Origin of the sequence: Streptomyces sp. PA03-6a (assembly GCF_033792765.1) — a bacterium.
Taxonomy (GTDB): Bacteria; Actinomycetota; Actinomycetes; order Streptomycetales; family Streptomycetaceae; genus Actinacidiphila.
On sequence record NZ_JARAVK010000104.1, the window covers coordinates 1 to 22,607 of the forward strand.

A 22,607-nucleotide genomic window follows, 5' to 3' on the forward strand; every position below is an offset into this window, starting at 1 on the left:
GCCCGGGAGAGCCCGGGCTCTCCCGGGCTCTCCCGGGCCCGCTCCGCCCGCCTCCCCGTCCCATCGCCACGCCCGCCGGACACCCGATCCCGGCGGGGCCGCTGCCGCGTGCGCGACCGGGACGTGCCGAACCGCTGGAGTCCTCCATGACCGAACCACCCGGCATCGCCGTGTCCTCCCGGCCGGCGCCGCCCCCGCCCGGAGCGCCCGCCGGCGGAACGCTCCCCGCTCCACGACCCCCCACCGCACAGCGGGTGTTGCCGTTGCGGCGGCGCGGACGCTGGATCGCCACCGCGGTCGTGCTGGTGCTCGTCGCCCAGATCGCCCACGGCCTGGTGACCAACCCCTTCTACCAGTGGGACCGCTTCGCGTACTGGTTCGTCCGGCCGGTGATCCTGGACGGGCTGCTCATCACCCTGGAGGTGGCCGCGTACAGCGCGGTGCTCGGGCTGCTCGGCGGGATCGCGCTCGCACTGGCCAGGCTCTCCGGCAGCCCCGTGCTGCGCGCCGTCAGCTGGACGTACACCTGGCTGTTCCGCTCGGTGCCGCTGATCGTCGTGCTGCTGTTCCTGTACAACTTCAGCGCGCTGTACCGGACGTTGAGCCTGGGCGTGCCCTTCGGGCCGGCCTTCCTCGCCTTCGACGAGTCCAGGCTCGCCACCGACCTGGTGGTGGCCGTCGTGGGTCTGAGCCTGAACGAGGCGGCCTACGCCTCCGAGGTGGTGAGGGCCGGAATCCTCTCGGTGGACCAGGGCCAGCACGAGGCGGCCGCCGCGCTCGGCCTGCCGAAGCGCTACCAGTTCGCCAGGATCGTGCTTCCGCAGGCGCTGCGGTCCGTCGTCCCCAACTACGTCAACCAGCTCATCGGGCTGATCAAGGGGACCTCGCTGGTCTTCTACGTCTCGCTGCTCGACCTGTTCGGCTCGGTCCAGAGCATGGGCAGCACCTACCCCGGCGACATCGTGCCGCTGCTGCTGGTCGCCACCGTCTGGTACGTGATCCTCACCAGCGTCGTCTCCGTCGTCCAGTTCCACGTCGAGCGGCACTACTCGCGCGGCGCGCTGCGCACCGTCCCGCCGACCCCCCTGCAGAAACTGCGGATCGCCCTGGGCGACCTGCGGGCCCGCGTCCGGACGGAGACCGCGACATGACCACCGACGTACGGCCGGCCGCCGTCGAGGTCCACGACGTGCGCAAGTGGTACGGCGCCCACCGGGTGCTGGACGGGATCAGCCTGACGGTCCGGCCCGGAGAGGTCACCGTCGTCATCGGGCCGTCCGGTTCCGGCAAGTCCACGCTGCTGCGGGTCATCAACCACCTGGAGAAGCCCGAGGCCGGTCACGTCAGCGTGGACGGGGAGCTCATCGGCGTACGCCGGCACGGCACCCGGCTCAGGGAACTGAGCGAGCGGGTGATCCTCACCCAGCGCAGGCGGATCGGCTTCGTCTTCCAGAACTTCAACCTCTTCCCGCACCTCACCGTGCTGGACAACGTGGCCGCCGCCCCGGTGGCGACCGGCCGGCTGCGCAAGCCGGAGGCGCGCGAGCTGGCCCGCACCCTGCTCGGCCGGGTGGGGCTGGCCGACCGGACCGCGGCCTACCCCCGGCAGTTGTCCGGTGGCCAGCAGCAGCGCGTGGCCATCGCCCGGGCCCTCGCCCTGCGCCCCGGCGTGATCCTCTTCGACGAACCCACCTCCGCCCTCGACCCGGAGCTCGTCGGCGAGGTGCTGTCCGTCATCAAGGACCTGGCCACCAGCGGCACCACCCTCGTGATCGTCACCCACGAGATCGGCTTCGCCCGGGAGGTCGCCGACCGCGTCGTCTTCCTCGACGAGGGCCGGATCGTCGAACAGGGCCCGCCCGACCGGGTGCTGAACCACCCCGAACACGAGCGGACGAAGGAATTCCTCAGCAAGGTCCTCTGACTCCTCTGACCACTTCCCCGCGCTCCACGGACCACCGAACGACGAACGACAGACAACGGACAAGGACGGCCATGCGCACTCTTCGCCCTCGCGGCAGACTCATCCGTACCCTGACGGCCACCGCCGCCCTCACCCTCCTCGCCGGCGGACTCGCCGCCTGCGGGAGTGACAGCGAGGCCTCCGCCACCATCGGCGCGGGATCCTCCGCCGGAACGGTCACCGTGGGCAGTCTGTCCAACGGCGCGGCCAAGGAGACCACGCTGAAGGTGACGGAGGTGAAGTCCATCAGCGCCGGACTGCCCAAGGCCGTTGCCGGCAGGGGCGAGCTGGTCATCGGCGTCGGCGCGCTGCCCGCCGGCTTCGCGCCGCTGGCGTACGTCGGCAGCGACCAGAAGACCCTCACCGGCGCCGAGCCGGACCTCGGCCGTCTGGTCGCGGCGGTGCTGGGGCTCAAGCCCCGGCTCAAGAACTCGACGTGGGAGAACCTCTTCGTCGGCATCGACAGCGGCAAGGTCGACGTGGCCTTCTCCAACGTCACCGACACCGAGGAACGCAAGCGGAAGTACGAGTTCGCCTCCTACCGGGAGGACAACCTGGCCTTCGAGGTCCTCAAGGACAGCACCTGGAACTTCGCCGACGACTACCGGAACCTCGACGGGAAGACCGTCGCGGTCGGCTCCGGCACCAACCAGGAGAAGATCCTCCTGGAATGGCGCAAGAAGCTCCAGGCGGAGGGCAAGGAGCTGACCGTCAAGTACTTCCCCGACAACAACAGCACCTATCTGGCGCTCAGCGGCGGGAAGATCGACGCCTACTTCGGCCCCAACCCCGGCATCGCCTACCACATCACCCAGGTCGCCACGACCCCCCGTCCCACCCGCAACGCGGGCAAGTTCTCCGGCGCCGGTGCGAGCCTGCAGGGCCTGATCGCTGCGACCGCGAAGAAGGACAGCGGGCTCGCGAAGCCGGTCGCGGCCGCGATCAACCACCTGATCGAGAACGGGCAGTACGCCAAGTGGCTCGCCGCCTGGAACCTGTCCAACGAGGCCGTCGGCACCTCGGAGGTCGACCCGCCCGGACTGCCGCTCGACAACTCCTGACGCCCCGTCCGCCGCACGACCGTACGGAGATCCGGCAGCCATGTCCCTCAGCATCCCCGCGGACCGCCCGCACAGCCCGGCGGCACCGCACGTCCTGGACAACCCCGCCTGGGCGGCACTCACCGGTCCGCACGCCCGGTTCGCCGAGCGCGTCGGCCGTGCCGCCCGCTACCCCGCCGACGTCTCCCCGTTCACCGCGCTGTCCGACCCGGCCGATCCGCGGGCCTGGGCGGACCTGACCGTACTCGCCGGGCCGGGCGCCGCCGTCGCGGTCACCGGCGCGCAGCAGCCGCCGGACGGATGGGAACTCGTCGAGGGCGGGGTGGGGGTGCAACTGGTCGACACCTCCCTGCGCGCCGAACACGCCCCGGAGGCGGTGCGGCTGGGCGCCGCCGACGTCCCCGAGATCCTGGAACTCATCGCCCTCACCAAGCCGGGTCCCTTCCTCCCCAGGACCGTCGAACTCGGGACCTACCTCGGCATCCGGGACGGCGGACGGCTGGTCGCCATGGCCGGGGAACGACTGCGGACCCCGGGATGGACGGAGATCAGCGCGGTGTGCACCCACCCCGGTCACCGCGGCCGGGGCCTGGCGACCCGGTTGGTGCGGGCCGTAGCCGCGGGGATCAGGGACCGCCGGGAGACCCCGTTCCTCCATGCCGCCGCCGTCAACACCGGTGCGATCCGGCTCTACGAGTCGATCGGGTTCACCCTGCGCCGCCGGACGACCTTCCTCTTCCTGCGAACCCCGGGCGGCCCGGGGGAACAGACCGGCTAGGGAAGGCGTTGCGTTGACAGGAGAAGTACGGGCGCCGTGCCGCCCGCCGTATCCGGACAGAGCGGAGGTGAGGTCCGTGCCGACGCCGTCCCGCGCGTCCCTCGTGGTCCCCGCCCCACCCCGCGGTCCCCTGCTCTACTCGCGCGCGCACATCGACCTGCAGCGCGTGGCCGCCTCCCTCTGTCGTTCCTGACCCCCGTTCCCGCCGGCGGCCCTCCCGACGAGGGCCGCCGAGACCCGTGGTCGATCAGGAAGGCCCCTCCCATGTCCTCGGACATCCCTTCGCCGTACCCTCTTCCCGCTCCTTCGCCGAACGCCCCGCTGCACCTGGCCGTGGCCCTCGACGGGGCCGGCTGGCACCCGGCCGCCTGGCGTGAGCCGACGGCCAGGCCCCGTGAACTGCTCACCGCCCGCTACTGGCAGGACGTGGTCACCGAGGCCGAGCGGGGGCTGCTCGACTTCGTGACGATCGAGGACTCCCTCGGTCCGCAGTCCTCCCGCTTCACCGAACCCGACGGACGCACCGACCAGGTGCGCGGCCGCCTGGACGCCGTCCTGATCGCCGCGCGCGTGGCCCCGCTGACCCGGCACATCGGTCTCGTGCCGACGGTGGTCGCCACCCACACGGAGCCGTTCCACCTCTCCAAGGCCATCGCCACCCTCGACTACGTGAGCACCGGCCGGGCCGGTCTGCGCGTCCAGGTCTCGGCCCGGCGGAACGAGGCCGCGCACTTCGGCAGGCGCGCCATCCCCCCGTTCGGCATCGAGAACCTGGACACCCCGGCGGTACGGGAGCTGGTCACCGACCTCTTCGACGAGGCGGCCGACTACGTCGAGGTGGTGCGCCGCCTCTGGGACAGCTGGGAGGACGACGCCGAGATCCGCGACGTCGCCACCGGCCGCTTCATCGACCGAGACAAGCTCCACTACATCGACTTCGAGGGCCGGCACTTCAGCGTCAAGGGCCCCTCCATCACACCCCGGCCGCCCCAGGGCCAGCCCGTCGTCAGCGCCCTCGCCCACAGCGACGTGCCGTTCCGGCTCGTGGCGCGCTCCGCGGACATCGGATACGTGACCCCGCACGACGGCGACCAGGCCCGCGCGATCGTCACCGGGATACGTGCCGCCCAGGAGGCGGCCGGCCGGGAGCGCGAGCCCCTGCACGTCTTCGGCGACCTCGTGGTCCTCCTCGACGACGACGCCGGTGCGGCGCGCGACCGCCTGGAGCGGCTGGACGGCCTCGCCGGCACGCCGTACACCAGCGACGCGAAGGTCTTCGCCGGCACGCCCGCAGGTCTCGCGGACCTGCTGCTGGAGTGGCGGCGGGCCGGGCTCACCGGCTTCCGGCTGCGCCCCGCGGTGATCGGCCACGACCTGCCGGCCATCACCCGGGGGCTCGTGCCCGAACTGCGGCGCCGCGGCGCGTTCCGGGACGCCTACGAGGCCCGCACCCTGCGCGGCCTGCTCGGTCTGGCCCGCCCCGCCAACCGCTACGCCGCCACCAGCGCGACCGCCTGAGCCGGAGGAACCGTACGCCATGAGCAAGCCGCGCAAGCAGATCCATCTGGCCGCCCACTTCCCCGGCGTCAACAACACCACCGTGTGGAGTGACCCGCAGGCCGGCAGCCACATCGAGTTCGGCTCCTTCGCGCACTTCGCCCGGACCGCCGAACGCGCCAAGTTCGACTTCCTGTTCCTCGCCGAGGGCCTGCGCCTGCGCGAACAGGGCGGCAGGATCTACGACCTGGACGTGGTCGGCCGGCCCGACACCTTCACCGTCCTCGCCGCGCTCGCCGCCGTCACCGAGCACATCGGGCTCACCGGCACGATCAACTCCACCTTCAACGAGCCCTACGAGGTGGCCCGGCAGTTCGCCAGCCTCGACCACCTCTCCGGCGGGCGCTCCGCCTGGAACGTCGTCACCTCCTGGGACGCCTTCACCGGGGAGAACTTCCGCCGCGGCGGCTTCCTCCCGCAGGAGGAGCGCTACTCCCGCGCGAGGGAGTTCCTGGCCACCGCGGGCGAGCTCCTCGACTCCTGGCAGGGCGAGGAGATCGTCGCCGACCGGGCGACCGGCACCTTCCTGCGCGACGCGCGGGCCGGGTCCTTCGTGCACAAGGGGCACCACTTCGACATCCACGGGCAGTTCAACGTCCCGCGCAGCCCGCAGGGGCGCCCCGTGATCTTCCAGGCCGGCGACTCCGAGGAGGGCCGGGAGTTCGCGGCCGCCGACGCCGACGCCATCTTTAGCCGGTACAGCACCTTCGAGGAGGGCCGGGCCTTCTACCGCGACGTCAAGGGCCGCCTGCCCAAGTACGGACGCAGCCCCGGCCAGTTGCTCATCCTGCCCGCCGCGACCTTCGTCCTCGGCGACACCGACGCCGAGGCCGCCGAACTGGCCCGCGAGGTGCGGCGGCAGCAGGTCAGCGGGGCCACCGCGATCAAGCACCTGGAGTTCGTCTGGAACCGCGACCTGTCCGCCTACGACCCGGACGGCCCGCTCCCGGACATCGACCCCGATCCCGGAGAGCACACCGTCGCCCGCGGCCGTGCCCAGGTGCGCATGTACCGTGACCCGCTGACCACCGCCCGCGAGTGGCGGGAGCTCGCCGCCGCCAACAAGTGGTCGATCCGCGACCTGGTCATCGAGACCGGCAACCGCCAGTCCTTCGTGGGATCCCCGGCCACCGTCGCCGCGACCATCGACGACTTCGTGCAGGGCGACGCCGCCGACGGCTTCATCCTCGTCCCGCACGTCACCCCGGGTGGCCTGGACGGCTTCGCCGACACCGTAGTCCCGCTGCTCCAGGAGCGGGGTGCGTTCCGTGCCGACTACGAGGGGACGACGCTGCGCGACCACCTCGGTCTCGCCCACCCCGACGCCGGCGCCGCGGCGGAGCGGGCCGCGTCGTGAGGTTCTTGGCCATCACCCTGATCGTGCACGCCCCGGACCCGGTGACCGGGGCGCTGAAGCCGACCGCCGCGCGGTTCCGCGAGGTGCTCGACAACGCGCTGCTGGCCGAGGAACTGGGCTTCGACGGCTTCGGCGTGGGGGAGCGCCACGAGCAGCCGTTCCTCTCCTCCTCACCGCCCGTCGTGCTCAGCCACATCGCCGCCCTCACCTCCCGGATCCGGCTGTTCACCGCGGTGACCACGCTCAGCCTCCTCGACCCGGTGCGGGCCTACGAGGACTACGCGACGCTGGACCACCTGTCCGGCGGCCGCCTGGAGCTGATCATCGGCAAGGGCAACGGCACGGCGCAGCGCGAGCTGTTCCACGTCACCCCCGAGGACCAGTGGGACCGCAACGCCGAGAGCTACGAGGTGTTCCGGCGGCTCTGGCGGGAGGGGAAGGTGACCGCCGACACCCGGTTCCGTCCCGCGCTGAAGGACGCGCAGGCATGGCCGCGGCCGCTGCAGCAGCCGATCCGGGTGTGGCACGGCAGCGCCACCAGCAAGGAGTCGGTGGACCTCGCCGCGCGTTACGGGGACCCCCTGTTCTCGGCGAACGTCACCCACCCCGTCGAGCCGTACGCGGAACTGGTCCGCCACTACCGCGAACGCTGGGCCCACCACGGCCACGACCCGGCCCGCATCGCGGTCGGCGCCGGGACGGCCGGCCTGTACGTCGCCCCTACCTCCCAGGAGGCGGTCGCCGCCTACCGTCCGGTGTTCGAGGCGCAGTCGGCGTTCCAGAAGCGGCTCGGCCTGGAACCGGTCTTCCCGACGCTGGAGGACTTCGTGGCGCGCAGTTCGGCGCTGGTCGGCAGCCCGCAGCAGGTCGTCGACAAGGTCCACCGCTACCGCGAGCGGTTCGGCCACACGGTGCTGCACGTCCACGCGGACGCGGGCGGGCTGTCCCACGACCGGCACCGCCGCTCGCTCGAGCTCTTCCAGTCCGAGGTCGCCCCGGTGCTGCGGCGCGCCATCCCGGACCCGCCGTTCGCCTGGGGCCCGGCCCCGTCCTCGCCCGAACCCGCCCATCGCTGAGGAGAAAGCCCATCGTGTCCCGCACACCGCTCGGAGTCCTCGACCTCGTCCCGATATCGTCCGGCTCCACCGCCGCCGACGCCCTGCGCAACAGCATCGACCTCGCGCGGCGGGCCGAGGAGTCCGGCTACGCCCGCTACTGGTTCGCCGAGCACCACCTCAACCCCGGTGTCGCCGGCACCTCGCCCGCCGTCCTGCTGGCCCTCACCGCGGCCGCGACCTCCACGATCCGGCTCGGCTCGGGGGCCGTCCAGCTCGGTCACCGCACCGCCCTGTCCACGGTCGAGGAGTTCGGCCTCATCGACGCCCTCCACCCGGGGCGGCTCGACCTGGGGCTCGGCCGCTCCGGCGGCCGCCCGCCGGGCGGTACGCCGGACCCGGTGCCGACCACGACACCCGTCGTGGACGGCCGGACGCCGGGCGGACTGCGGATCCCGCCGAAGTTCTCCTTCGAGCACCTGCTCGGCTCACCGCGCATCGCGCTCCAGCGGCACCTGCTCCAGCAGCCGGGCGCCCGCTCCCAGGACTACGGCGAGCAGGTCGACGACATCCTGGCGCTGCTGCGCGGCACGTACCGCTCGGCGGACGGCGTCGAGGCGCACGTCGTGCCGGGGGAGGGTGCCGACGTCCAGGTGTGGATCCTCGGCAGCAGCGGCGGCCAGAGCGCCGAGGTCGCCGGCCGCCACGGACTGCACTTCGCCGCGAACTACCACGTCAGCCCGGGCAGCGTCCTGGAGGCGGTCGACGGCTACCGTGCCGCCTTCCAGCCGGGCGGCGTGCTCGACAAGCCCTACGTCAGCGTCTCCGCCGACGTCGTCGTCGCGCAGGACGACGCGAGGGCCCGCGAGCTCGCCACCGGCTACGCCCCCTGGGTCCGCAGCATCCGGACCGCCGAGGGCGCCATCGAGTTCCCCACCCCCGGACAGGCCCGGGCGCACCCGTGGACGGAGGCGGACCGGGCACTGGTGGCCGACCGGGTCGAGACCCAGTTCGTCGGCTCGCCGCAGCGTGTCGCCGACCAGTTGGAGCAGCTCCAGGAGGCCACCGGCGCCGACGAGTTGATCGTGACCACCATCACCCACGACCACGAGGACCGGGTCCGTTCCCACCGGCTCCTGGCCGAGGAGTGGCACCGCCGCTGACGGTCCGGCGTGGCGCCGTCAGTCCCGCCCGGGCAGCAGGCCGCGCCGGAGCGCGGCGACGAGGTGGACCGGCACCAGCTGCTCACGGCCGTCGACGGTGACCGGGACCAGGTGGGGAGCCGCGGCCTTCCACCGGGCCCGGCGGTGACGGGTGTTGCTGCGGGAGGTCTTGCGTTTGGGTACGGCCATCGGAGTCTCCTGTACGGGTGGGCGTGCGGTCAGCGGGAGGCGTACGGCAGCAGGGCCATCTCGCGGGCGTTCTTCACCGCGCGGGCGAGGGCCCGCTGCTGCCGGGCGGTGACGTGGGTGACCCGCCGGCTGCGGATCTTGCCCCGGTCGGAGACGAACTTCCGCAGCAGGTCGGTGTCCTTGTAGTCGACGTACTCGATGCCCGCGGCGATGAGCGGATTGGGGCGGGGCTTGCGGGCGTCCTTGCCCCGGCCCCTGCCCTTGCCCGTGCCCTTGGCCGTGGCGGTGTGGACGGTCGTCATGGTGCTGTCTCCGGTGGTCGTGGCGGCGTGCGGTTCAGGCCGCGTGGTCGAGGAAGTCGTCGAAGGCGTGGGGGAGGCGGCGCCAGCCGGCCGGTCCGGCCGCGTACTCGGCGTCCGTGAGCAGGCAGCGGTCGAGGGTGGCCGTCAGCCCCTCGCGGTCGAGGCCGGGCGAGGTGAAGGCGAGGTGCTGGCCGCGGTCGCCGTGTTCGGGATGCCAGTCCAGGGCGGCCGCCACGCGCCGTTCGGCCGGCACGGTCTCCCATTCCGCGTCCGGCAGTGCGGCGAGCCACGGCCCGACGTCCTCGATGCACAGCGCACCACCGGCCGCCTCCCAGGAGAACAGGGTGTCGGGGTGGTCGGCCAGCCAGAAGCGGCCGCGGCTGCGGGCGGCGGAGCAGCTGAGGTCCTCCAGCGCCGCGTGCAGCCGGCCGGGATGGAAGGGGCGGGCGGCGCGCCACACCAGGGTGGCGACGCCGTGGGCGTCGGCCTCCTGGGGCAGCAGGGCGCAGGCCGGATGCTGCCGTGAGGCGGCCGCGGCCACGTCGAAGCCGGAAACGGCGGCGGAGGCCAGCCGGCCCGTGCCGATGGTCACCTGACGGGCCGTCGGATGGAGCTGGGTGAGCAGTTCCCTGTCCCCGGGGTCCGCGGTGTCGCCCGGTGCCAGGGCGAGGACGCCGGCGTACTCGAGCTGCCGGGCCAGGGTGTCGGCGACGGTCCGGTGGTCGCCGGGGGCGACGGCGAGGCCGTGCTCGGTGAGGTCGTCGCCGCAGCCGAGGTGGTCGAGCAGGAGGGCGGGGTCGACGCAGGTGACCACGCCGGCCGCCGCCAGCAGGCGCCCCGAGGCGGTGCCGTCGGGCAGCGGGGTGCCGACCAGGACCTCGGCCATCGCCTGCGGTTCGACGGAGTCCCACAGCTCGACGACGGCGAGCCGGCAGGAGGGGTCCGCGGCCAGCCGCAGTAGCTCGGGGAGCAGGTCCGCGCGGAGCGCGCAGCAGGCGCAGTCGTTCACGAGCTCGGTGTCCGTGCGGGAGATGACGCCGTCCCGGTCGCTGAGGACGCGCCGGACGGGACCGCCGACGGCGGGCCGCAGGTCGTGGTGGAGGGCGAGGGATCCGGCGGTGGAGTGCAGGAGTTCGCGCACCGCGGCGCGACGGGCCTCGGCGTGCAGACCACCGACGAGGACGACGGGCAGCTTGGGGCTGCTGTCCACGGGAGGTGCCTTTCGTGTCGGGGAGGGGCGGGGCCGGGTCAGCGTTCCTCGCGGAACTCGACGTGGCGCCGGACCACCGGGTCGTACTTGCGCAGGACCAGTCGGTCCGGGTCGTTCCGGCGGTTCTTGCGGGTCACGTAGGTGTGGCCGGTCCCGGCGGTGGAGCGGAGCTTGATGACGGGGCGTAGATCGGTGCGAGCCATGGCGGGTACTATACAGAACTGGTTTTCATTTCCAATAAGCTCGGTGGGCGCTCCGCCGGCCCACCGGACGACAGAACGGACCGTCATGCCCGCACACTGCCAACTCACCGGTCGCAAGCCCGGCTTCGGCAACTCCGTCTCGCACTCGCACCGGCGCACCAGGCGCCGCTTCGACCCGAACGTCCAGCACAAGCGCTACTGGCTGCCCGGCGAAGGCCGCACCGTCCGGCTCACGCTGAGCGCCAAGGGCATCAGGACCGTGGACCGCATCGGCATCGAGAAGGCCGTCGCCGTCATCCGCGCGCGGGGAGGGAAGGTCTGATGGCCAGGACCGGCAAGATCGCGAAGAACGAGCGGCGCAAGGCCGTCGTCGCGCGGTTCGCCGCACGGCGCGCCGAGCTGAAGGACGTCCTGCGCCGCCCCACCGCCACCCCGCAGGAGAAGGCCGCGGCGCGGCGGGAGCTGGACCGGCAGCCCCGCGACGCCAGCGCCACCCGGCTCCGCAACCGGGACGCCCTCGACGGGCGGCCCCGCGGTCACCTGCGGGCGTTCGGCCTCTCCCGGATCACCATGCGCGCCCAGGCCCACGCGGGCCACCTCCCCGGCGTGCGCAAGGCCTCCTGGTGACACCGCCCCCCGGCACACCCCGCCACCGGCCCCCGCGGGCCGCACGACACGTCTCGGAGAACCCGTGAAACCCGGCATCCACCCCGACTACCGTCCCGTCGTCTTCCGCGACCGGGCGGCGGACTTCGCCTTCCTCACCCGCTCCACGATGACCAGCGACAGGACCGTCGTCTGGGAGGACGGCAACACCTACCCCGTCGTGGACGTGGAGATCTCCTCCGCGAGCCACCCGTTCTACACCGGCACCGCCCGCGTGGTGGACACCGCCGGCCGCGTGGAGCGGTTCCGGCGCCGCTACGGGAACGGGGACACGGCACACGGCACAAGCTGACGCTCGTCGCGCCCCTCGGCGGCGCCCGGACACCGGCCCCCCGGTGCCGGGTGCCGCCCCGCGCGCGTACGCGGGACGTGCGCTCAAGAACGCCGGACGGACGCGCATGGTCCGCCGCAGGCCCCGGAACTACGGTCGGTGACGGGCGGCGTCACCGACGTCCGCGTTCCCGACCGTGTACCAAAGGCCTCACATGACCACTGCAGACAACAGCCGGCCCGCCATCCTCCTCGTCCACGGCGCCTGGCACGGCGCCTGGTGCTTCGACAGGCTCGTCCCCGAACTCACCGCGCTGGGCTGGCGGGTCGAGACCGTCGACCTGCCGAGCGCCTCGCCCGACGAAGGGAACACGGCCGGGATGCACGACGACGCGCGGGCCGTCCGCGAGCGCCTGGACTCCGTCGCCGGCCCGGTGACCGTCCTCGCCCACTCCTACGCGGGCATCCCCGTCACGCAGGCCGCCGCGGACGCGCCGAACGTCTCCCGCATCGTCTACCTCTCCGCCTTCGTGCTCGACGAGGGCGAGTCCATCGACGGCATGAGCGGTGGCAAGATCTCCGGAGCCGGCGTCGCCTCGCTGTCCGCGCACGGGCACTACGAGGACGCCAAGGCCGCCTTCTACGGGGACGCCGCACCGCAGGACGCGGAGGACGCCACCGCGCGCCTGGTCCTCCAGACGGCCAGGTCCTTCTGCGAACCGCTCACCGCCGCCGCCTGGAAGACCGTGCCCTCCACCTACATCCTCACCGAGCGGGACACGGCGCTCGCCCCGGAGTACCAGGAGGCCATGGCGGCCCGCGCGCAGCGCACCCACCGGCTGCCCTCGGGCCACTCGCCCTTCCTGTCCATGCCGGTGGAGCTGGCCAAGCTGATCACCACCGACGCCGGCCACTGACCGGCGCGCCCCGGCCGGTGAGGGCCCCGGAGATCCTCTCCGGGGCCCTCACCGCGCCCCTTCGGGGCGGTGCGGTCCCGCCGCGCGGTAGCGCCCGGGCGAGGACCCCATGACGCGCTTGAAGGCGTGGCTGAACGAACTCTCGGAGCCGTAGCCCCAGCGCGCCGCGATCGAGGCGATGGTGCGGTCGCCCGTCCTCAGCTCCCGCGCCGCGGAGCGGATGCGCCAGCCCGCGAGGTACTCCAGTGGCGGGACGCCCACGGTCCTGGTGAACCTGTCGGCGAACCGGGACCTCGACATCCCGGTCTTCCCGGCGAGTTCGGCGACGGTCCAGGGGTGTGCGGGCCGGTCGTGCATCAGCCCCAGCGCGGCCCCCACGTGGCGGTCGGCGAGCGCGGTGAGCCAGGCGCCGCCCCCGGGCCCGTGCTCGGCGACGTGCGCCCTGAGCAGGTGGACCAGCAGGACGTGCGCCAGCCGCTCGGTCACGAAGGGGGTGCCGAGCGCGGGCTCGCCGGTCTCCGCTCGGAGCAGTTCTAGCGCCGCCCGGATGCCTTCCGCCGCGGTGGACCCGGCGCCGACGTGGATCAGGGGCGGCAGCACGTCCAGGAGCACGGCGGCGTTGGCTTCGTCGAGGTCGAATCCGCAGCCCACGAGGACCGCGTCGGTCGCCGTGCCGATCCGGACCGTGTTCCCGGGCCTGAAGCCGGCGAAGACCTCGTCGCTCGGCACCGCCGGGACCTCGGGACCGCCCGCCAGTTCGTAGCCGCGGCCGCCGCCGATCAGGTAGCAGTCGCCCTCCTTCAGGGTGACCGGCTCCGGGGCCCCGGCCACCGTGATCCGGCAGCTGCCGAGGAGCACGGCGCCGAACTTGATGTGCCGGTAGCCGGTGAATCCGACGGCCCACGGCTCCTGGGCCTCCAGCCGGGCGAAGTGTGCGCTGCGCAGGTCGAGCAGGCCCAGGATGTCGGTCAGCGGATCGCTCACATGTCCTCCGGCGCCGTCGGCGGTGCCGCGGGGTCCGTCCTTCAGCGGGTGGCGGCGGCGAGAGCGGCCCGGATCGTGTCGGCGGACGAAGGGGTCGCCGTGGCCTTCGAGAAGTCGGCCTCGCCGCCCGCGTAGGGCAGGCCGTACACGGGGGTGCCGGGCTGCGAACGCCAGCTGTCGGCGAGGGTGCCGTAGCCGACCGCGTCGTAGCCGAGCACGTCGAGGAGTTCCGTCGCGTGCGCGACGGCGACCGGGTCGTCGCCGGCGATCGGCAGGGCGGTCCGGTCGGGCGAGCCCTTCGCGCGGGCGAGCGCGGCCAGGTGGCGGAAGAAAATGTTGTTGAACGCCTTCACCACGTGGGCGTCGGGCAGGTGGCCCTGGAGCAGTTCGCTCTCCGTGCTGGTGCCGTCCTCGAGCGCGGCGATCCGGCCATCGCGCTGGGGGTAGTAGTTGCCGGTGTCGATGACCGTCTTGCCGGTCAGCGGGGCCGCGGGGACCTGGTCGAAGGCCCTGAGCGGGATCGTCACCACGACCCAGTCGCCCGCCGCGGCGGCCTCCGCCGGGGTCGCCGCGCGTGCCCGGGGGCCCAGCTCGGCCACCAGGCCGTCGAGGGTCTCCGGTCCGCGTGAGTTGCTGAGCACCACGTCCAGGCCCGCGTCCACGGCGAGCCGCGCCAGGGTGCCGCCGATGGATCCGCTGCCGATCAGTCCAAGAGTCGCCATGTAGGTCGCAACCCCGGGCCCCGCGATTCTGTTTCCGCGGGGCCGCAAAGACCGGGCAAAAGGGGAGGGCGGTCAGCCGTCGAGGAGCAGGTCGAACACCCGTTCCAGCCTCTGGGCCAGGGCCGGCTCGTCGGTGTCGTTGAGCGCGGTGCTGCCGATGATCGTGCGCATCAGCCAGAAGCCCGCGACGACCGAGAGGGCCATGGCGGCGCGGTCGGTCCCCCGCAACTGCGGTGCGACGTCCAGCAGATGGGCCTCGACGTGGTTCTCGATGCCGGCCCGCAGGATCTCCGCGGCGCGGGGGTTGGGCGCCGAGCGCAGCATGAGGAGGAACGGGTCGAGGCTGTCGGCCTCCGGCGCGGTCCGGCGGACGAGTGCGGCTGCCACGTCACGGGCGAGGGTGGCCGGGTCGCTGGTGAGGACCGTGCGCTCGGTCATGGAAGCTTCCACCACCTCGGCGAAGAGCCCTTCCTTGGAGCCGAAGTAGCGGCCCACGAGCATCGCGGTGACCCCGGCGGCCTTGGCGATCTCCCGCACCCCGACGCCGTCGTAGCCGTGCCGGGTGAAGGCCTCGATGCCCGCACGCAGGATGGCCTCCTTGGTGGCGGCCGCGTCGCGGCGTCGCGGAGTCGTCATGTTGACGAGTGTAGACTGGAGTCATGTCTACGGGTGTATACATGATCGGAAGGACACTGCGATGGATCTCCACCTGACCGGCCGCCGGGCCCTCGTGACCGGTTCCAGCTCCGGCCTCGGCGCGGCGATCGCCGAGCTGCTCGCCGCGGAGGGCGCCGACGTCGTGGTGCACGGACGGGACGAGGCGCGCACGCGCGAGGTGGCGGAGAAGGCCGGTGCGGTCGCCGTGGCGATCGGCGACCTCGCCACGGACGAGGGCGCCGACGCCGTGGCCCGGGTCGCCGGCGAGGTCGACGTCCTGGTCAACAACGCCGGTGCGTACGACCACATCGGCTGGGCCGAGGCCACCGCGGAGGAGTGGCTGCGGACGTACGAGGTCAACGTGGTCTCGGGCGTCCGCATGATCCAGCGGCTGGTGCCCGGGATGCGCGAGCGCGGCTGGGGCCGGGTGATCCAGATCGGCGGCGGGCTCGCCTCGCAGCCGATCGCGATGCAGCCCCACTACAACGCGACGCTCGCCGCGCGGCACAACCTGGCCGTCTCCCTGGCGCGGGAGCTGAAGGACACCGGGGTGACCTCCAACGTGGTCTCCCCCGGGGCGATCCTCGTCGACGCGGTGCAGGACCTGATCACCGGACTCGCGCCGGAGCGCGGCTGGGGCCGGTCGTGGCAGGAGATCGAGCGCAACGCCGCACGGGACTTCGTGCCCAACGACAGCGGCCGCTTCGGCCGCCCCGAGGAGATCGCGGGCGCCGTCGCCTACCTGGCGAGCCCCTACGCGGACTACGTCAGCGGCGCCACGATCCGCGTGGACGGCGGCACCATCCGCTCCGTGACGTGACCCGGCCCCCCGCGGAGCCTGGCGGCGCCCGGTGCCGGGAAGCCGGGGCCGGGTGAGGGCCTGACAGATCGTGACGGGAAACGCTATGCTCCCCGCGATGACAACTGACTCTCCTTCCAGATTGGGGGACCCGTCCGCGCAAGGTGAGTGCTGATGCTCACTCAGACCGCGAACGAGGATTCCCGCCTCTCCTTCTGGCTGCGCGTGCGCGAGTTCGCCGTGCCGCCCTCCATGGTCGAGACCGCGACCGCCCGCCGCCGAGGCGGTGACTGGGCCGGGGCCTGTGCCGCCGCCGGCATCGACGTCGACCTCAACCTGCGTTCCCTGGCCCGTACCCACGGCCGGGAACGCGCGGCCCGGGTCCGGGCCGACCTCCGGCATCTGGTCCCCGACCTGCTGCGCTGGCACATGCCCAGGGTCGCACCCGACGGTCTGCTGCGTCCGGGCCTGACCATCGCCCTGGCCCGGTACGGGGCCGCGGGGCCGGAGGACGGCGACCAGGTGCACCTGGTTGTCCGGACCCCGCCGGCGTGGGCGGCCGGCGGGCAGCGGATCAGCCTCGCCCTGTGGGACCCGGACCACCCCGACGCGGGTGCCCTCCACCATCCGCACGCCCGTCCCCACCGGCGGTTCCGTCTCGACCTGCACCGCCACCTGTGGGACGCGCGCAGAACCCGTGAACTGCCGCTGCGCGCCGGAACCGGCCGCGGGTCCGCGACCTGCCTCCCCTCCCGGACCCGGAGCCGCCCGGGCCACTGCCGCCGCACCAGCGCTGTGCGGTCGACCGGTGGGCGGACGAGGCGCGGCGGGTGCTGCGTGCCGAAGGCCGCACCAGCGGTGCCGTCATCGTGCGCCTGGGCTCCCGCCACCGGTTGCTGGTGGACGTGACCGGCGACGGTCACGGAACGGGGGCGCCCACCGCGCGGATCACGGCGGCGCCAGCGGACGGCGGCGGCGCCCGGGCGCTGCCGGTGCTGCCGGACGCGGCGACCTGGGTGCCGCCGGACCTCGAACTGCTCGACGCCGGCCTGATCGGCGCCGACGGGCTGCACCCGCTGGTCGCCGCCGCGCTCGTACCGGAGCACACGCCGTCCGGTCCGTCCCTGCCGCGGGGGCGGCCGGGACGACCGCGCGTCGTGGAGTGCCGGGGCGCACCGCACCGGATCGGCCTGGTCGACGGCGTCCTGACCGCGCTGGACCACGACCCGGACGAGATTCGCCGCGAGGAACTGCTGGTCGCGCTGACCGGTACCCCGCTGCCCTGCCTGCAGGCGATCGACCGGGCGCACCGGCGTCCGGAATCCCTCGCCGACGTAAGGGCACGCCTCGACCACGGCGACACCGCCGGCGCGCTGGCCGTCGTCGAGGGCCTGCTCGGTCCCGGCGCGGTGCTCCGCGACGGACCGCTGCGGGACGAGCTGGAGGCGGCCGCCCAACGGCGCATCGCCTACGGCCTGTTCAGGGCAGGTCTCGCCGGGCCCGCCCCCGGGCGGGTACCGCCGCGCGACCGCTTCCCGGCACCCCGCACCCGTTCCCGCCCCGGCCGGCCGCACCCGCGGCAGCGCACCTCCCGCTGACCCCGGGGCGTGCGCGGCGTCCCCGCGCACGCCCCCGTACCCCTTTCCGGCTTTCGGCTCCACGAACCCCCGAGGTGATCACCCATGCCCACGCCCGCCCTGTCCACCCTGCCCGCCGACCCGGCCTCCGCCCCCCAACTCGACGTTGCCGACGCCCTTTTGACCCTGCTGCGCGACACCACCACCGAACCGCGCCCCGACACCCAGCTGGAGGCCCTCACCCTGGCCGTCGCCGCCGACCTGCCCGTGCTCCTGTGGGGCGAGCCCGGGATCGGCAAGACCGCGGCGCTCACCCAGCTCGCCGCCGCCCTCGACCTCCCGCTGACCACGGTGATCGCCAGCGTCCACGAGCCGTCCGACTTCTCCGGGCTGCCCGTCGTCGGGGACGACCCCGCCGAACAGGGCGTCCCGATGGCCCCGCCGGACTGGGCGGTCCGCCTGGTCCGGGCCGGCCGGGGCCTGCTCTTCCTCGACGAGCTGTCCACCGCGCCGCCCGCCGTGCAGGCGGCCCTGCTCCGTCTCGTGCTCGAACGGCGGATCGGCGCCCTGCGGCTGCCGCCAGGGGTCCGGATCGTGGCCGCCGCGAACCCCCGCTCCTCGGCGGCCGACGGCTGGGAACTGAGCGCGCCGCTGGCCAACCGCTTCGTCCACCTCCAGTGGACCCACGACCACGACGTGGTGGTCCGCGGCCTCGGCGGCACCTGGCCCCGGGCGACGCTGCCACGGCTCGACCCGGGAAAGCTGCCCGGTGCCGTGGACTTCGCCCGCCGAGCGGTGTGCGGGCTCCTCGCCGCCCGCCCCGGCCTCGTCCACCGCCTCCCCACCAACGAGACCCGCCGCGGCGGCGCCTGGCCGTCCCCCCGGAGCTGGGAGATGACGCTGTGCCTGATCGCCTTCGCGACCGCGGCCGACGCCTCCCGGGACGTGCTCTCCCTGCTCGTCAGGGGTGCCGTCGGGGACGGTCCGGGGCTGGAACTGCTGGCGAGCATGGACCGCATGGACCTCCCCGACCCCGAGGAACTGCTCGCCGACCCGGCCGGCGCCGTCCTGCCCGAGCGCGGGGACCTGCGCCAGGCCGTCCTGGACGGTGTGGTGGACGCCGTCCGCAACCGGCCGGAGAAGGCGCGCTGGGACGCGGCGTGGGCCCTGCTGGTCCGGGCCCTGGAGACCGGGGCCCCGGATCTGGTCGTCGTCCCGGCCACCACGCTCGCCTCGCTGCGCCGCGAGGACTGGGACGTCCCCGCGGCCATCGAGCGGCTCGCCGCAGTGGTGTCCCTGTCCCGGCGCGCCGACCGGGCCGCCGACCGGACCGGGGCCGGGCTCGTCGCGAAGGCCGGCCGGTGAACGCGCAGGCGCCGGTGGCGCTGGACCTCGAGAAGCTCTTCGCCGCCCGGCTGTACGCCGCCCGGGTCCGCCCCTATCTGGCGACGGCCCTGTTCGCGCTGCACGTCGTGGAGTCCCGGCGGGTACCGACGATGGCCGTCGACGCGCACTGGCGGTGCTACGTCTCACCGGGGTTCGTGGACCGCACGCCGCTCGAAGAACTGGCCGGGGTGTGGGTGCACGAGGTGTCGCACCTGCTGCGCGACCACCACGGGCGCGGTGACCGCGTCGCACGGGAGCAGGGACTGGAGGGCCCGGCGGAGCGGCTGCGGATGAACATCGCCGCGGACTGCGAGGTCAACGACGACGCCTTCGGGGACGGGCTGGACACGCCCGAGGGCGCCGTCCTCCCCAGGACCCTGGGACTCCCCGACGGGCAGCTCATGGAGGACTACCTCGGGCGGTTCGGGATCGGCCCGCTCACGCAGGACTTCGTCTGGCTGGACTGCGGCAGCGGTGCGGACGGCCTCGAACGCGAGTGGGACCTCGGTCCGGAGGGCGCCCACGGCCTGAGCGAGCAGGAACGGGACGGCGTCCGCTTCCGCGTGGCGCAGGCCATCAACGGCCGCCCGGGCCATGCGCCGAAGAGCTGGCGGCGGTGGGCGGAGGAGGCGTTCCACCCGCCGCAGCAGTGGCGGGAACTGCTGGGCGCGGCGGTGCGCTCGGCGGCCTCCGGTTCCGGCGCGGGCCAGGACTACAGCTACGGTCGGCCCTCGCGCCGGTCGGCCGGTGTGCCCGGCGTCGTCCTGCCGGGCCTGCGGCGCAGACCGCCCCGGGTCTGCGTGGTCATCGACACGTCCGGCTCAGTCAGCGACGCCGAACTGGGCAGCGCGCTCCTCGAAGTGGCCGCCATCGCCCGCGCCGTGGGCGGCCGCCGCGACCTGGTCACCGTGGTGCCGTGCGACGCCGCGGCCCGGATCGCCCACCCGCTGTGCCGTGCCGAGGACATCCCGCTGGTGGGCGGTGGCGGTACGGACCTGCGCAGCGGCTTCGCGCGGGCGCTGCGCACACGGCCCCGGCCGGACGTCGTCGTGGTGCTGACCGACGGTCAGACGCCCTGGCCGGACGCGCGCCCGGCCTGCCGCACGGTCGTGGGCCTGTTCCCCCGCCAGGGCGGGCGCCGCTCGTGGCGCGAGCACGATCCCGACTACGTGCCGGACACGCCGCCCGACTGGGCGCGCGTGGTCGTCATCGGGTCGTCCGGCCCCGCCGGGTGACGGTGCCAGGGAGACATCTCATGTTCCGTCAGAAACCCCGTGCACAGGCGTTCCCCTGCGTCGGCCGCGGACCCTAAGATCACCCCGCCAGTCAGGGGACCGCGGCCGCCGGGGAGGCGACGTGAGCGACAGCGCACCTCAAGGGCAAGATCTCGAGAAGTACGGCTACACGCAGCAGTTGGCGCGGTCACTCGGCTTCCGGGACCTGGTGGTCTACGGCCTGGTCTTCATGGTGCCGATCGCGCCGTTCGGCATCTTCGGCGGTGTCTTCCAGGGCTCGGGCGGCATGGTCGCCCTCGCCTACGCCATCGGCATGCTGGCGATGATGTTCACCGCGCACTCCTACGCGCAGATGTCGCGGGCCTTCCCGATGGCCGGGTCGGTCTACTCCTACGCGGGGCGGGGCATCGGCAGGCCGTTCGGCTTCCTCTCCGGCTGGATGATCCTGCTGGACTACATCCTGGTCCCGGCGCTGCTCTACCTGATCGCCGCGGTGGCGATGAACTCGCAGGTCGATTCGGTGCCCGTGTGGATCTGGCTGATCGGGTTCGTCGTCCTCAACACCGTGGTGAACTGGCTCGGCATCGAGATGACCGCCCGGATCAACAAGATCATGCTCGTGGCCGAACTGATCGTCCTCGCGCTCTTCCTGGCCTTCGGGATCAGCGCGCTCGCCCAGGGCAAGGGCAACGTCAGCCTGCACGCCTTCTACGACTCCGGCACCTTCTCCTGGTCCCTGATCTTCGGGGCGGTGTCGATCGCCGTGCTCAGCTTCCTCGGCTTCGACGGCATCTCCACCCTCGCGGAGGAGAACCGCGAATCCGCCCGGGCGATCGGCCGGGCCATGATGGCGGCGCTGCTGCTCGCCGGTGCGCTGTTCATCGTCCAGACCTGGATCGCGGCGATGCTGGTGCCCGAGGCCCCGACGCTGATCAAGGAGGGGGACCCGGACGGCACCGCCTTCTACGACGCGGCCCAGGTCGCCGGCGGCCGCTGGCTGAGCACCCTGAGCGCACTGGCCACCGCGATCGCCTGGGGCTTCGCCAACTCGCTGGTCGCGCAGGCGGCGACGTCCCGGCTGCTGTTCGCGATGGCCCGCGACCGTCAACTGCCCCGTTTCCTGGCCGAGATCGACCCCCGTCGCCGCGTCCCGGTCAACGCGACGCTGCTGGTGGCCGTGGTCTCGCTGGGGCTGGGCCTGTACATGAACTCCCGCGACGACGGCATCACCCTGCTCAGCTCGCTGGTCAACTTCGGGGCGATGACCGCGTTCCTGGTGCTGCACGTCTCGGTCGTCGTCTACTACGTCGTCCGGCAGGGCAGCCGCGACTGGTGGCGGCACCTGGTCGCGCCGCTGATCGGCTTCGGGATCCTCACCTTCGTCGTCGTCAACGCCAAGGTCACCGCCCAGCGGCTCGGCTTCCTCTGGCTGGCGATCGGTGCGGCCCTGCTGGTGGGGCTGCTGATCGCGGGCCGGCGCCCGGAACTGCCCGCCGAGCCTTCCGAGACCACCCTGGCCGAGGAGGCCGAACCGTCATGAGCGACCTCGAAGTGGTACGCCTCCACCCGTCGCCCGAGCAGTACGCCTACGCCTTCGGCGGCCGCGAGCCCCTGCTGCGCGTACGGCCGGGGACGATCGTGGAGCTCTTCACGGAGGACTGCTTCGGCGGCCTGGTCCGGGGCCCCGAGGACCTCCCGAGCAAGGTGTGCGAGTTCCCGTACCTCAACCCGGTCACCGGCCCGATCCACGTCGAGGGGGCCGAGCCGGGGGACACCCTGGCCGTCCACTTCGTCGACATCGCGCCGGCCCGGGACTGGGCGGTGTCCACCACCTTCCCGCACTTCGGCGCGCTGACCACGACGCACGCCACGGCGATGCTGCACGACCCGCTGGAGGAGGTCGTCTGGCGGTACGGGATCGACCGCGAGCGCAACAGCTGCCGGTTCCAGGCCCGCTTCTCCGACCACACGGTGGAGCTGCCCCTCGACCCGATGCACGGCACCGTGGGGGTCGCGCCCGCCGCCGGCGAGGTCGTCATGAGCATCACCCCGGGCGCGCACGGCGGGAACATGGACACCCCGGAGATGCGCGCCGGCACCACCCTCTACCTGGGCGTCAACGTGCCCGGGGCGCAGCTGGCGATCGGCGACGGGCACTGCCGGCAGGGCGAGGGCGAGGTGTGCGGCACCGCGGTCGAGGCAGCGATGCACACCGCGGTCGTGATCGACCTGCTCAAGGGCGGCGCGCCCGCCTGGCCGCGCCTGGAGGACGACCGCTTCCTGATGTCGACCGGGTCGGTCCGGCCGCTCGAGGACGCCTACCGGATCAGCCAGCACGACCTGGTCGGCTGGACGTCCTCCCTGACCGGCCTGCACCAGCTGGACGCGTACCAGCTGGTCAGCCAGGCCGGACTGGCGCCCATCGGGAACGTGGTCGACACCAACTACACCGTGGTCGCCAAGCTGCCGAAGACCGTGCTGGACGGCTCGCCCGCGTACGACGGCCTGCACCGGTCGCTGCGCGAGAGGGGGCTGGAGTACCTCCGTACGCGCTGA

At 73.4% G+C, this 22,607-nt stretch carries 24 protein-coding genes and 1 pseudogene; 18 read left to right on the top strand and 7 right to left on the bottom strand.

Going from position 1 to position 22,607, the window contains the following annotated elements; translation table 11 throughout:
* The first annotated feature begins 146 nt into the window (after positions 1–146).
* From PV350_RS24005 to PV350_RS24040, 8 genes are all read left to right on the top strand, one after another.
* Positions 147–1,151 carry an amino acid ABC transporter permease gene (locus tag PV350_RS24005; protein WP_500336011.1) on the top strand — a complete coding sequence of 335 codons (1,005 nt, stop codon included), beginning with the start codon at positions 147–149 and terminating at the stop codon, positions 1,149–1,151.
* On the top strand, positions 1,148–1,924 hold the full coding sequence (locus PV350_RS24010; protein ID WP_500336013.1) for an amino acid ABC transporter ATP-binding protein: 777 nt from the start codon (positions 1,148–1,150) through the stop codon (positions 1,922–1,924). The genes PV350_RS24005 and PV350_RS24010 overlap by 4 nt, the downstream gene beginning before the upstream one ends.
* 71 nt (positions 1,925–1,995) lie before the next feature.
* On the top strand, positions 1,996–3,024 hold the full coding sequence (locus tag PV350_RS24015) for an ABC transporter substrate-binding protein (RefSeq protein ID WP_500336015.1): 1,029 nt from the start codon (positions 1,996–1,998) through the stop codon (positions 3,022–3,024).
* A gap of 40 nt (positions 3,025–3,064) precedes the next feature.
* Positions 3,065–3,802: a GNAT family N-acetyltransferase gene (locus tag PV350_RS24020; protein ID WP_500336017.1), complete on the top strand. Its 738-nt coding sequence runs from the start codon at positions 3,065–3,067 to the stop codon at positions 3,800–3,802.
* Between the two features lie 264 nt (positions 3,803–4,066).
* Positions 4,067–5,320: an LLM class flavin-dependent oxidoreductase gene (locus PV350_RS24025; protein WP_500336019.1), complete on the top strand. Its 1,254-nt coding sequence runs from the start codon at positions 4,067–4,069 to the stop codon at positions 5,318–5,320.
* 19 nt (positions 5,321–5,339) lie between these two features.
* The gene (locus PV350_RS24030; RefSeq protein ID WP_500336021.1) at positions 5,340–6,716 is read left to right on the top strand and encodes an NtaA/DmoA family FMN-dependent monooxygenase; all 1,377 of its coding nucleotides are present in this window, start codon (positions 5,340–5,342) and stop codon (positions 6,714–6,716) included.
* Positions 6,713–7,792: an LLM class flavin-dependent oxidoreductase gene (locus tag PV350_RS24035; protein WP_500336023.1), complete on the top strand. Its 1,080-nt coding sequence runs from the start codon at positions 6,713–6,715 to the stop codon at positions 7,790–7,792. Before PV350_RS24030 ends, PV350_RS24035 begins: the two co-directional genes overlap by 4 nt.
* Positions 7,793–7,806: 14 nt before the next feature.
* Positions 7,807–8,934, top strand: coding sequence for an LLM class flavin-dependent oxidoreductase (locus tag PV350_RS24040; protein WP_499516042.1), 1,128 nt, complete (start codon positions 7,807–7,809; stop codon positions 8,932–8,934).
* An 18-nt stretch (positions 8,935–8,952) separates the two neighbouring features.
* On the opposite strand, the gene rpmF is transcribed toward PV350_RS24040, so the two are convergent.
* The 4 genes from rpmF to rpmG are packed head-to-tail and all read right to left on the bottom strand — an operon-like array spanning position 8,953 to position 10,838.
* A complete protein-coding gene (gene rpmF, locus PV350_RS24045) occupies positions 8,953–9,123 on the bottom strand; it encodes a 50S ribosomal protein L32 (protein ID WP_499516043.1) in 171 nt (56 codons plus the stop codon).
* Positions 9,124–9,152: 29 nt separating this feature from the next.
* Positions 9,153–9,425 carry a 30S ribosomal protein S18 gene (gene rpsR / locus PV350_RS24050; RefSeq protein WP_499516044.1) on the bottom strand — a complete coding sequence of 91 codons (273 nt, stop codon included), beginning with the start codon at positions 9,423–9,425 and terminating at the stop codon, positions 9,153–9,155.
* Positions 9,426–9,459: 34 nt separating this feature from the next.
* Entirely contained in the window at positions 9,460–10,635 is a 1,176-nt protein-coding gene (locus PV350_RS24055; protein ID WP_499516045.1) for a CobW family GTP-binding protein, read from the bottom strand.
* Between the two features lie 38 nt (positions 10,636–10,673).
* Positions 10,674–10,838 carry a 50S ribosomal protein L33 gene (gene rpmG / locus PV350_RS24060; RefSeq protein ID WP_089223718.1) on the bottom strand — a complete coding sequence of 55 codons (165 nt, stop codon included), beginning with the start codon at positions 10,836–10,838 and terminating at the stop codon, positions 10,674–10,676.
* 85 nt (positions 10,839–10,923) lie between these two features.
* Here rpmG and rpmB point away from each other — a divergent pair, with 85 nt between their 5' ends.
* The 4 genes from rpmB (at position 10,924) to PV350_RS24080 (ending at position 12,691) form a co-directional block, all read left to right on the top strand.
* The gene (gene rpmB / locus PV350_RS24065; protein ID WP_499516046.1) at positions 10,924–11,160 is read left to right on the top strand and encodes a 50S ribosomal protein L28; all 237 of its coding nucleotides are present in this window, start codon (positions 10,924–10,926) and stop codon (positions 11,158–11,160) included.
* Positions 11,160–11,465 carry a 30S ribosomal protein S14 gene (gene rpsN, locus PV350_RS24070; RefSeq protein ID WP_499516047.1) on the top strand — a complete coding sequence of 102 codons (306 nt, stop codon included), beginning with the start codon at positions 11,160–11,162 and terminating at the stop codon, positions 11,463–11,465. The genes rpmB and rpsN overlap by 1 nt, the downstream gene beginning before the upstream one ends.
* Positions 11,466–11,529: 64 nt before the next feature.
* Positions 11,530–11,796: a type B 50S ribosomal protein L31 gene (locus PV350_RS24075; RefSeq protein ID WP_499516048.1), complete on the top strand. Its 267-nt coding sequence runs from the start codon at positions 11,530–11,532 to the stop codon at positions 11,794–11,796.
* 193 nt (positions 11,797–11,989) lie between these two features.
* Entirely contained in the window at positions 11,990–12,691 is a 702-nt protein-coding gene (locus PV350_RS24080) for an alpha/beta fold hydrolase (protein ID WP_500336027.1), read from the top strand.
* A gap of 48 nt (positions 12,692–12,739) precedes the next feature.
* On the opposite strand, the gene PV350_RS24085 is transcribed toward PV350_RS24080, so the two are convergent.
* The 3 genes from PV350_RS24085 to PV350_RS24095 form a co-directional block, all read right to left on the bottom strand.
* Positions 12,740–13,675, bottom strand: coding sequence for an AraC family transcriptional regulator (locus PV350_RS24085; RefSeq protein WP_500336029.1), 936 nt, complete (start codon positions 13,673–13,675; stop codon positions 12,740–12,742).
* A 41-nt stretch (positions 13,676–13,716) separates the two neighbouring features.
* Positions 13,717–14,397, bottom strand: coding sequence for an NADPH-dependent F420 reductase (locus PV350_RS24090; RefSeq protein WP_499516051.1), 681 nt, complete (start codon positions 14,395–14,397; stop codon positions 13,717–13,719).
* A 72-nt stretch (positions 14,398–14,469) separates the two neighbouring features.
* Positions 14,470–15,033, bottom strand: coding sequence for a TetR/AcrR family transcriptional regulator (locus tag PV350_RS24095; protein WP_499516052.1), 564 nt, complete (start codon positions 15,031–15,033; stop codon positions 14,470–14,472).
* A 61-nt stretch (positions 15,034–15,094) separates the two neighbouring features.
* On the opposite strand from PV350_RS24095, the gene PV350_RS24100 reads away from it, so the two are divergent.
* From PV350_RS24100 to PV350_RS24125, 6 genes and pseudogenes are all read left to right on the top strand, one after another.
* Positions 15,095–15,874 (top strand): SDR family NAD(P)-dependent oxidoreductase, encoded by a 780-nt coding sequence (locus PV350_RS24100; protein WP_500336031.1) that lies wholly within the window; start codon positions 15,095–15,097, stop codon positions 15,872–15,874.
* 153 nt (positions 15,875–16,027) lie between these two features.
* A pseudogene (locus PV350_RS24105) lies at positions 16,028–17,451 on the top strand (hypothetical protein).
* Positions 17,452–17,535: 84 nt separating this feature from the next.
* Positions 17,536–18,795 (top strand): AAA family ATPase, encoded by a 1,260-nt coding sequence (locus PV350_RS24110; protein WP_499516055.1) that lies wholly within the window; start codon positions 17,536–17,538, stop codon positions 18,793–18,795.
* Positions 18,792–20,051: a vWA domain-containing protein gene (locus PV350_RS24115; RefSeq protein WP_499516056.1), complete on the top strand. Its 1,260-nt coding sequence runs from the start codon at positions 18,792–18,794 to the stop codon at positions 20,049–20,051. Before PV350_RS24110 ends, PV350_RS24115 begins: the two co-directional genes overlap by 4 nt.
* A 121-nt stretch (positions 20,052–20,172) precedes the next feature.
* The gene (locus PV350_RS24120) at positions 20,173–21,591 is read left to right on the top strand and encodes an APC family permease (protein ID WP_500336034.1); all 1,419 of its coding nucleotides are present in this window, start codon (positions 20,173–20,175) and stop codon (positions 21,589–21,591) included.
* Positions 21,588–22,607, top strand: a complete 1,020-nt coding sequence (locus tag PV350_RS24125) for an acetamidase/formamidase family protein (RefSeq protein ID WP_500336036.1) — start codon at positions 21,588–21,590, stop codon at positions 22,605–22,607. Before PV350_RS24120 ends, PV350_RS24125 begins: the two co-directional genes overlap by 4 nt.

Bases quoted from the DNA above. Each gene is read 5' to 3' on its own strand.
- PV350_RS24005 (WP_500336011.1), top strand. From the start codon at position 147: ATGACCGAACCACCCGGCATCGCCGTGTCCTCCCGGCCGGCGCCGCCC.
- PV350_RS24010 (WP_500336013.1), top strand. From the start codon at position 1,148: ATGACCACCGACGTACGGCCGGCCGCCGTCGAGGTCCACGACGTGCGC.
- PV350_RS24015 (WP_500336015.1), top strand. From the start codon at position 1,996: ATGCGCACTCTTCGCCCTCGCGGCAGACTCATCCGTACCCTGACGGCC.
- PV350_RS24020 (WP_500336017.1), top strand. From the start codon at position 3,065: ATGTCCCTCAGCATCCCCGCGGACCGCCCGCACAGCCCGGCGGCACCG.
- PV350_RS24025 (WP_500336019.1), top strand. From the start codon at position 4,067: ATGTCCTCGGACATCCCTTCGCCGTACCCTCTTCCCGCTCCTTCGCCG.
- PV350_RS24030 (WP_500336021.1), top strand. From the start codon at position 5,340: ATGAGCAAGCCGCGCAAGCAGATCCATCTGGCCGCCCACTTCCCCGGC.
- rpmF (WP_499516043.1), bottom strand. From the start codon at position 9,123: ATGGCCGTACCCAAACGCAAGACCTCCCGCAGCAACACCCGTCACCGC.
- rpsR (WP_499516044.1), bottom strand. From the start codon at position 9,425: ATGACGACCGTCCACACCGCCACGGCCAAGGGCACGGGCAAGGGCAGG.
- rpmG (WP_089223718.1), bottom strand. From the start codon at position 10,838: ATGGCTCGCACCGATCTACGCCCCGTCATCAAGCTCCGCTCCACCGCC.
- rpmB (WP_499516046.1), top strand. From the start codon at position 10,924: ATGCCCGCACACTGCCAACTCACCGGTCGCAAGCCCGGCTTCGGCAAC.
- rpsN (WP_499516047.1), top strand. From the start codon at position 11,160: ATGGCCAGGACCGGCAAGATCGCGAAGAACGAGCGGCGCAAGGCCGTC.
- PV350_RS24080 (WP_500336027.1), top strand. From the start codon at position 11,990: ATGACCACTGCAGACAACAGCCGGCCCGCCATCCTCCTCGTCCACGGC.
- PV350_RS24090 (WP_499516051.1), bottom strand. From the start codon at position 14,397: ATGGCGACTCTTGGACTGATCGGCAGCGGATCCATCGGCGGCACCCTG.
- PV350_RS24095 (WP_499516052.1), bottom strand. From the start codon at position 15,033: ATGACGACTCCGCGACGCCGCGACGCGGCCGCCACCAAGGAGGCCATC.
- PV350_RS24100 (WP_500336031.1), top strand. From the start codon at position 15,095: ATGGATCTCCACCTGACCGGCCGCCGGGCCCTCGTGACCGGTTCCAGC.
- PV350_RS24110 (WP_499516055.1), top strand. From the start codon at position 17,536: ATGCCCACGCCCGCCCTGTCCACCCTGCCCGCCGACCCGGCCTCCGCC.
- PV350_RS24125 (WP_500336036.1), top strand. From the start codon at position 21,588: ATGAGCGACCTCGAAGTGGTACGCCTCCACCCGTCGCCCGAGCAGTAC.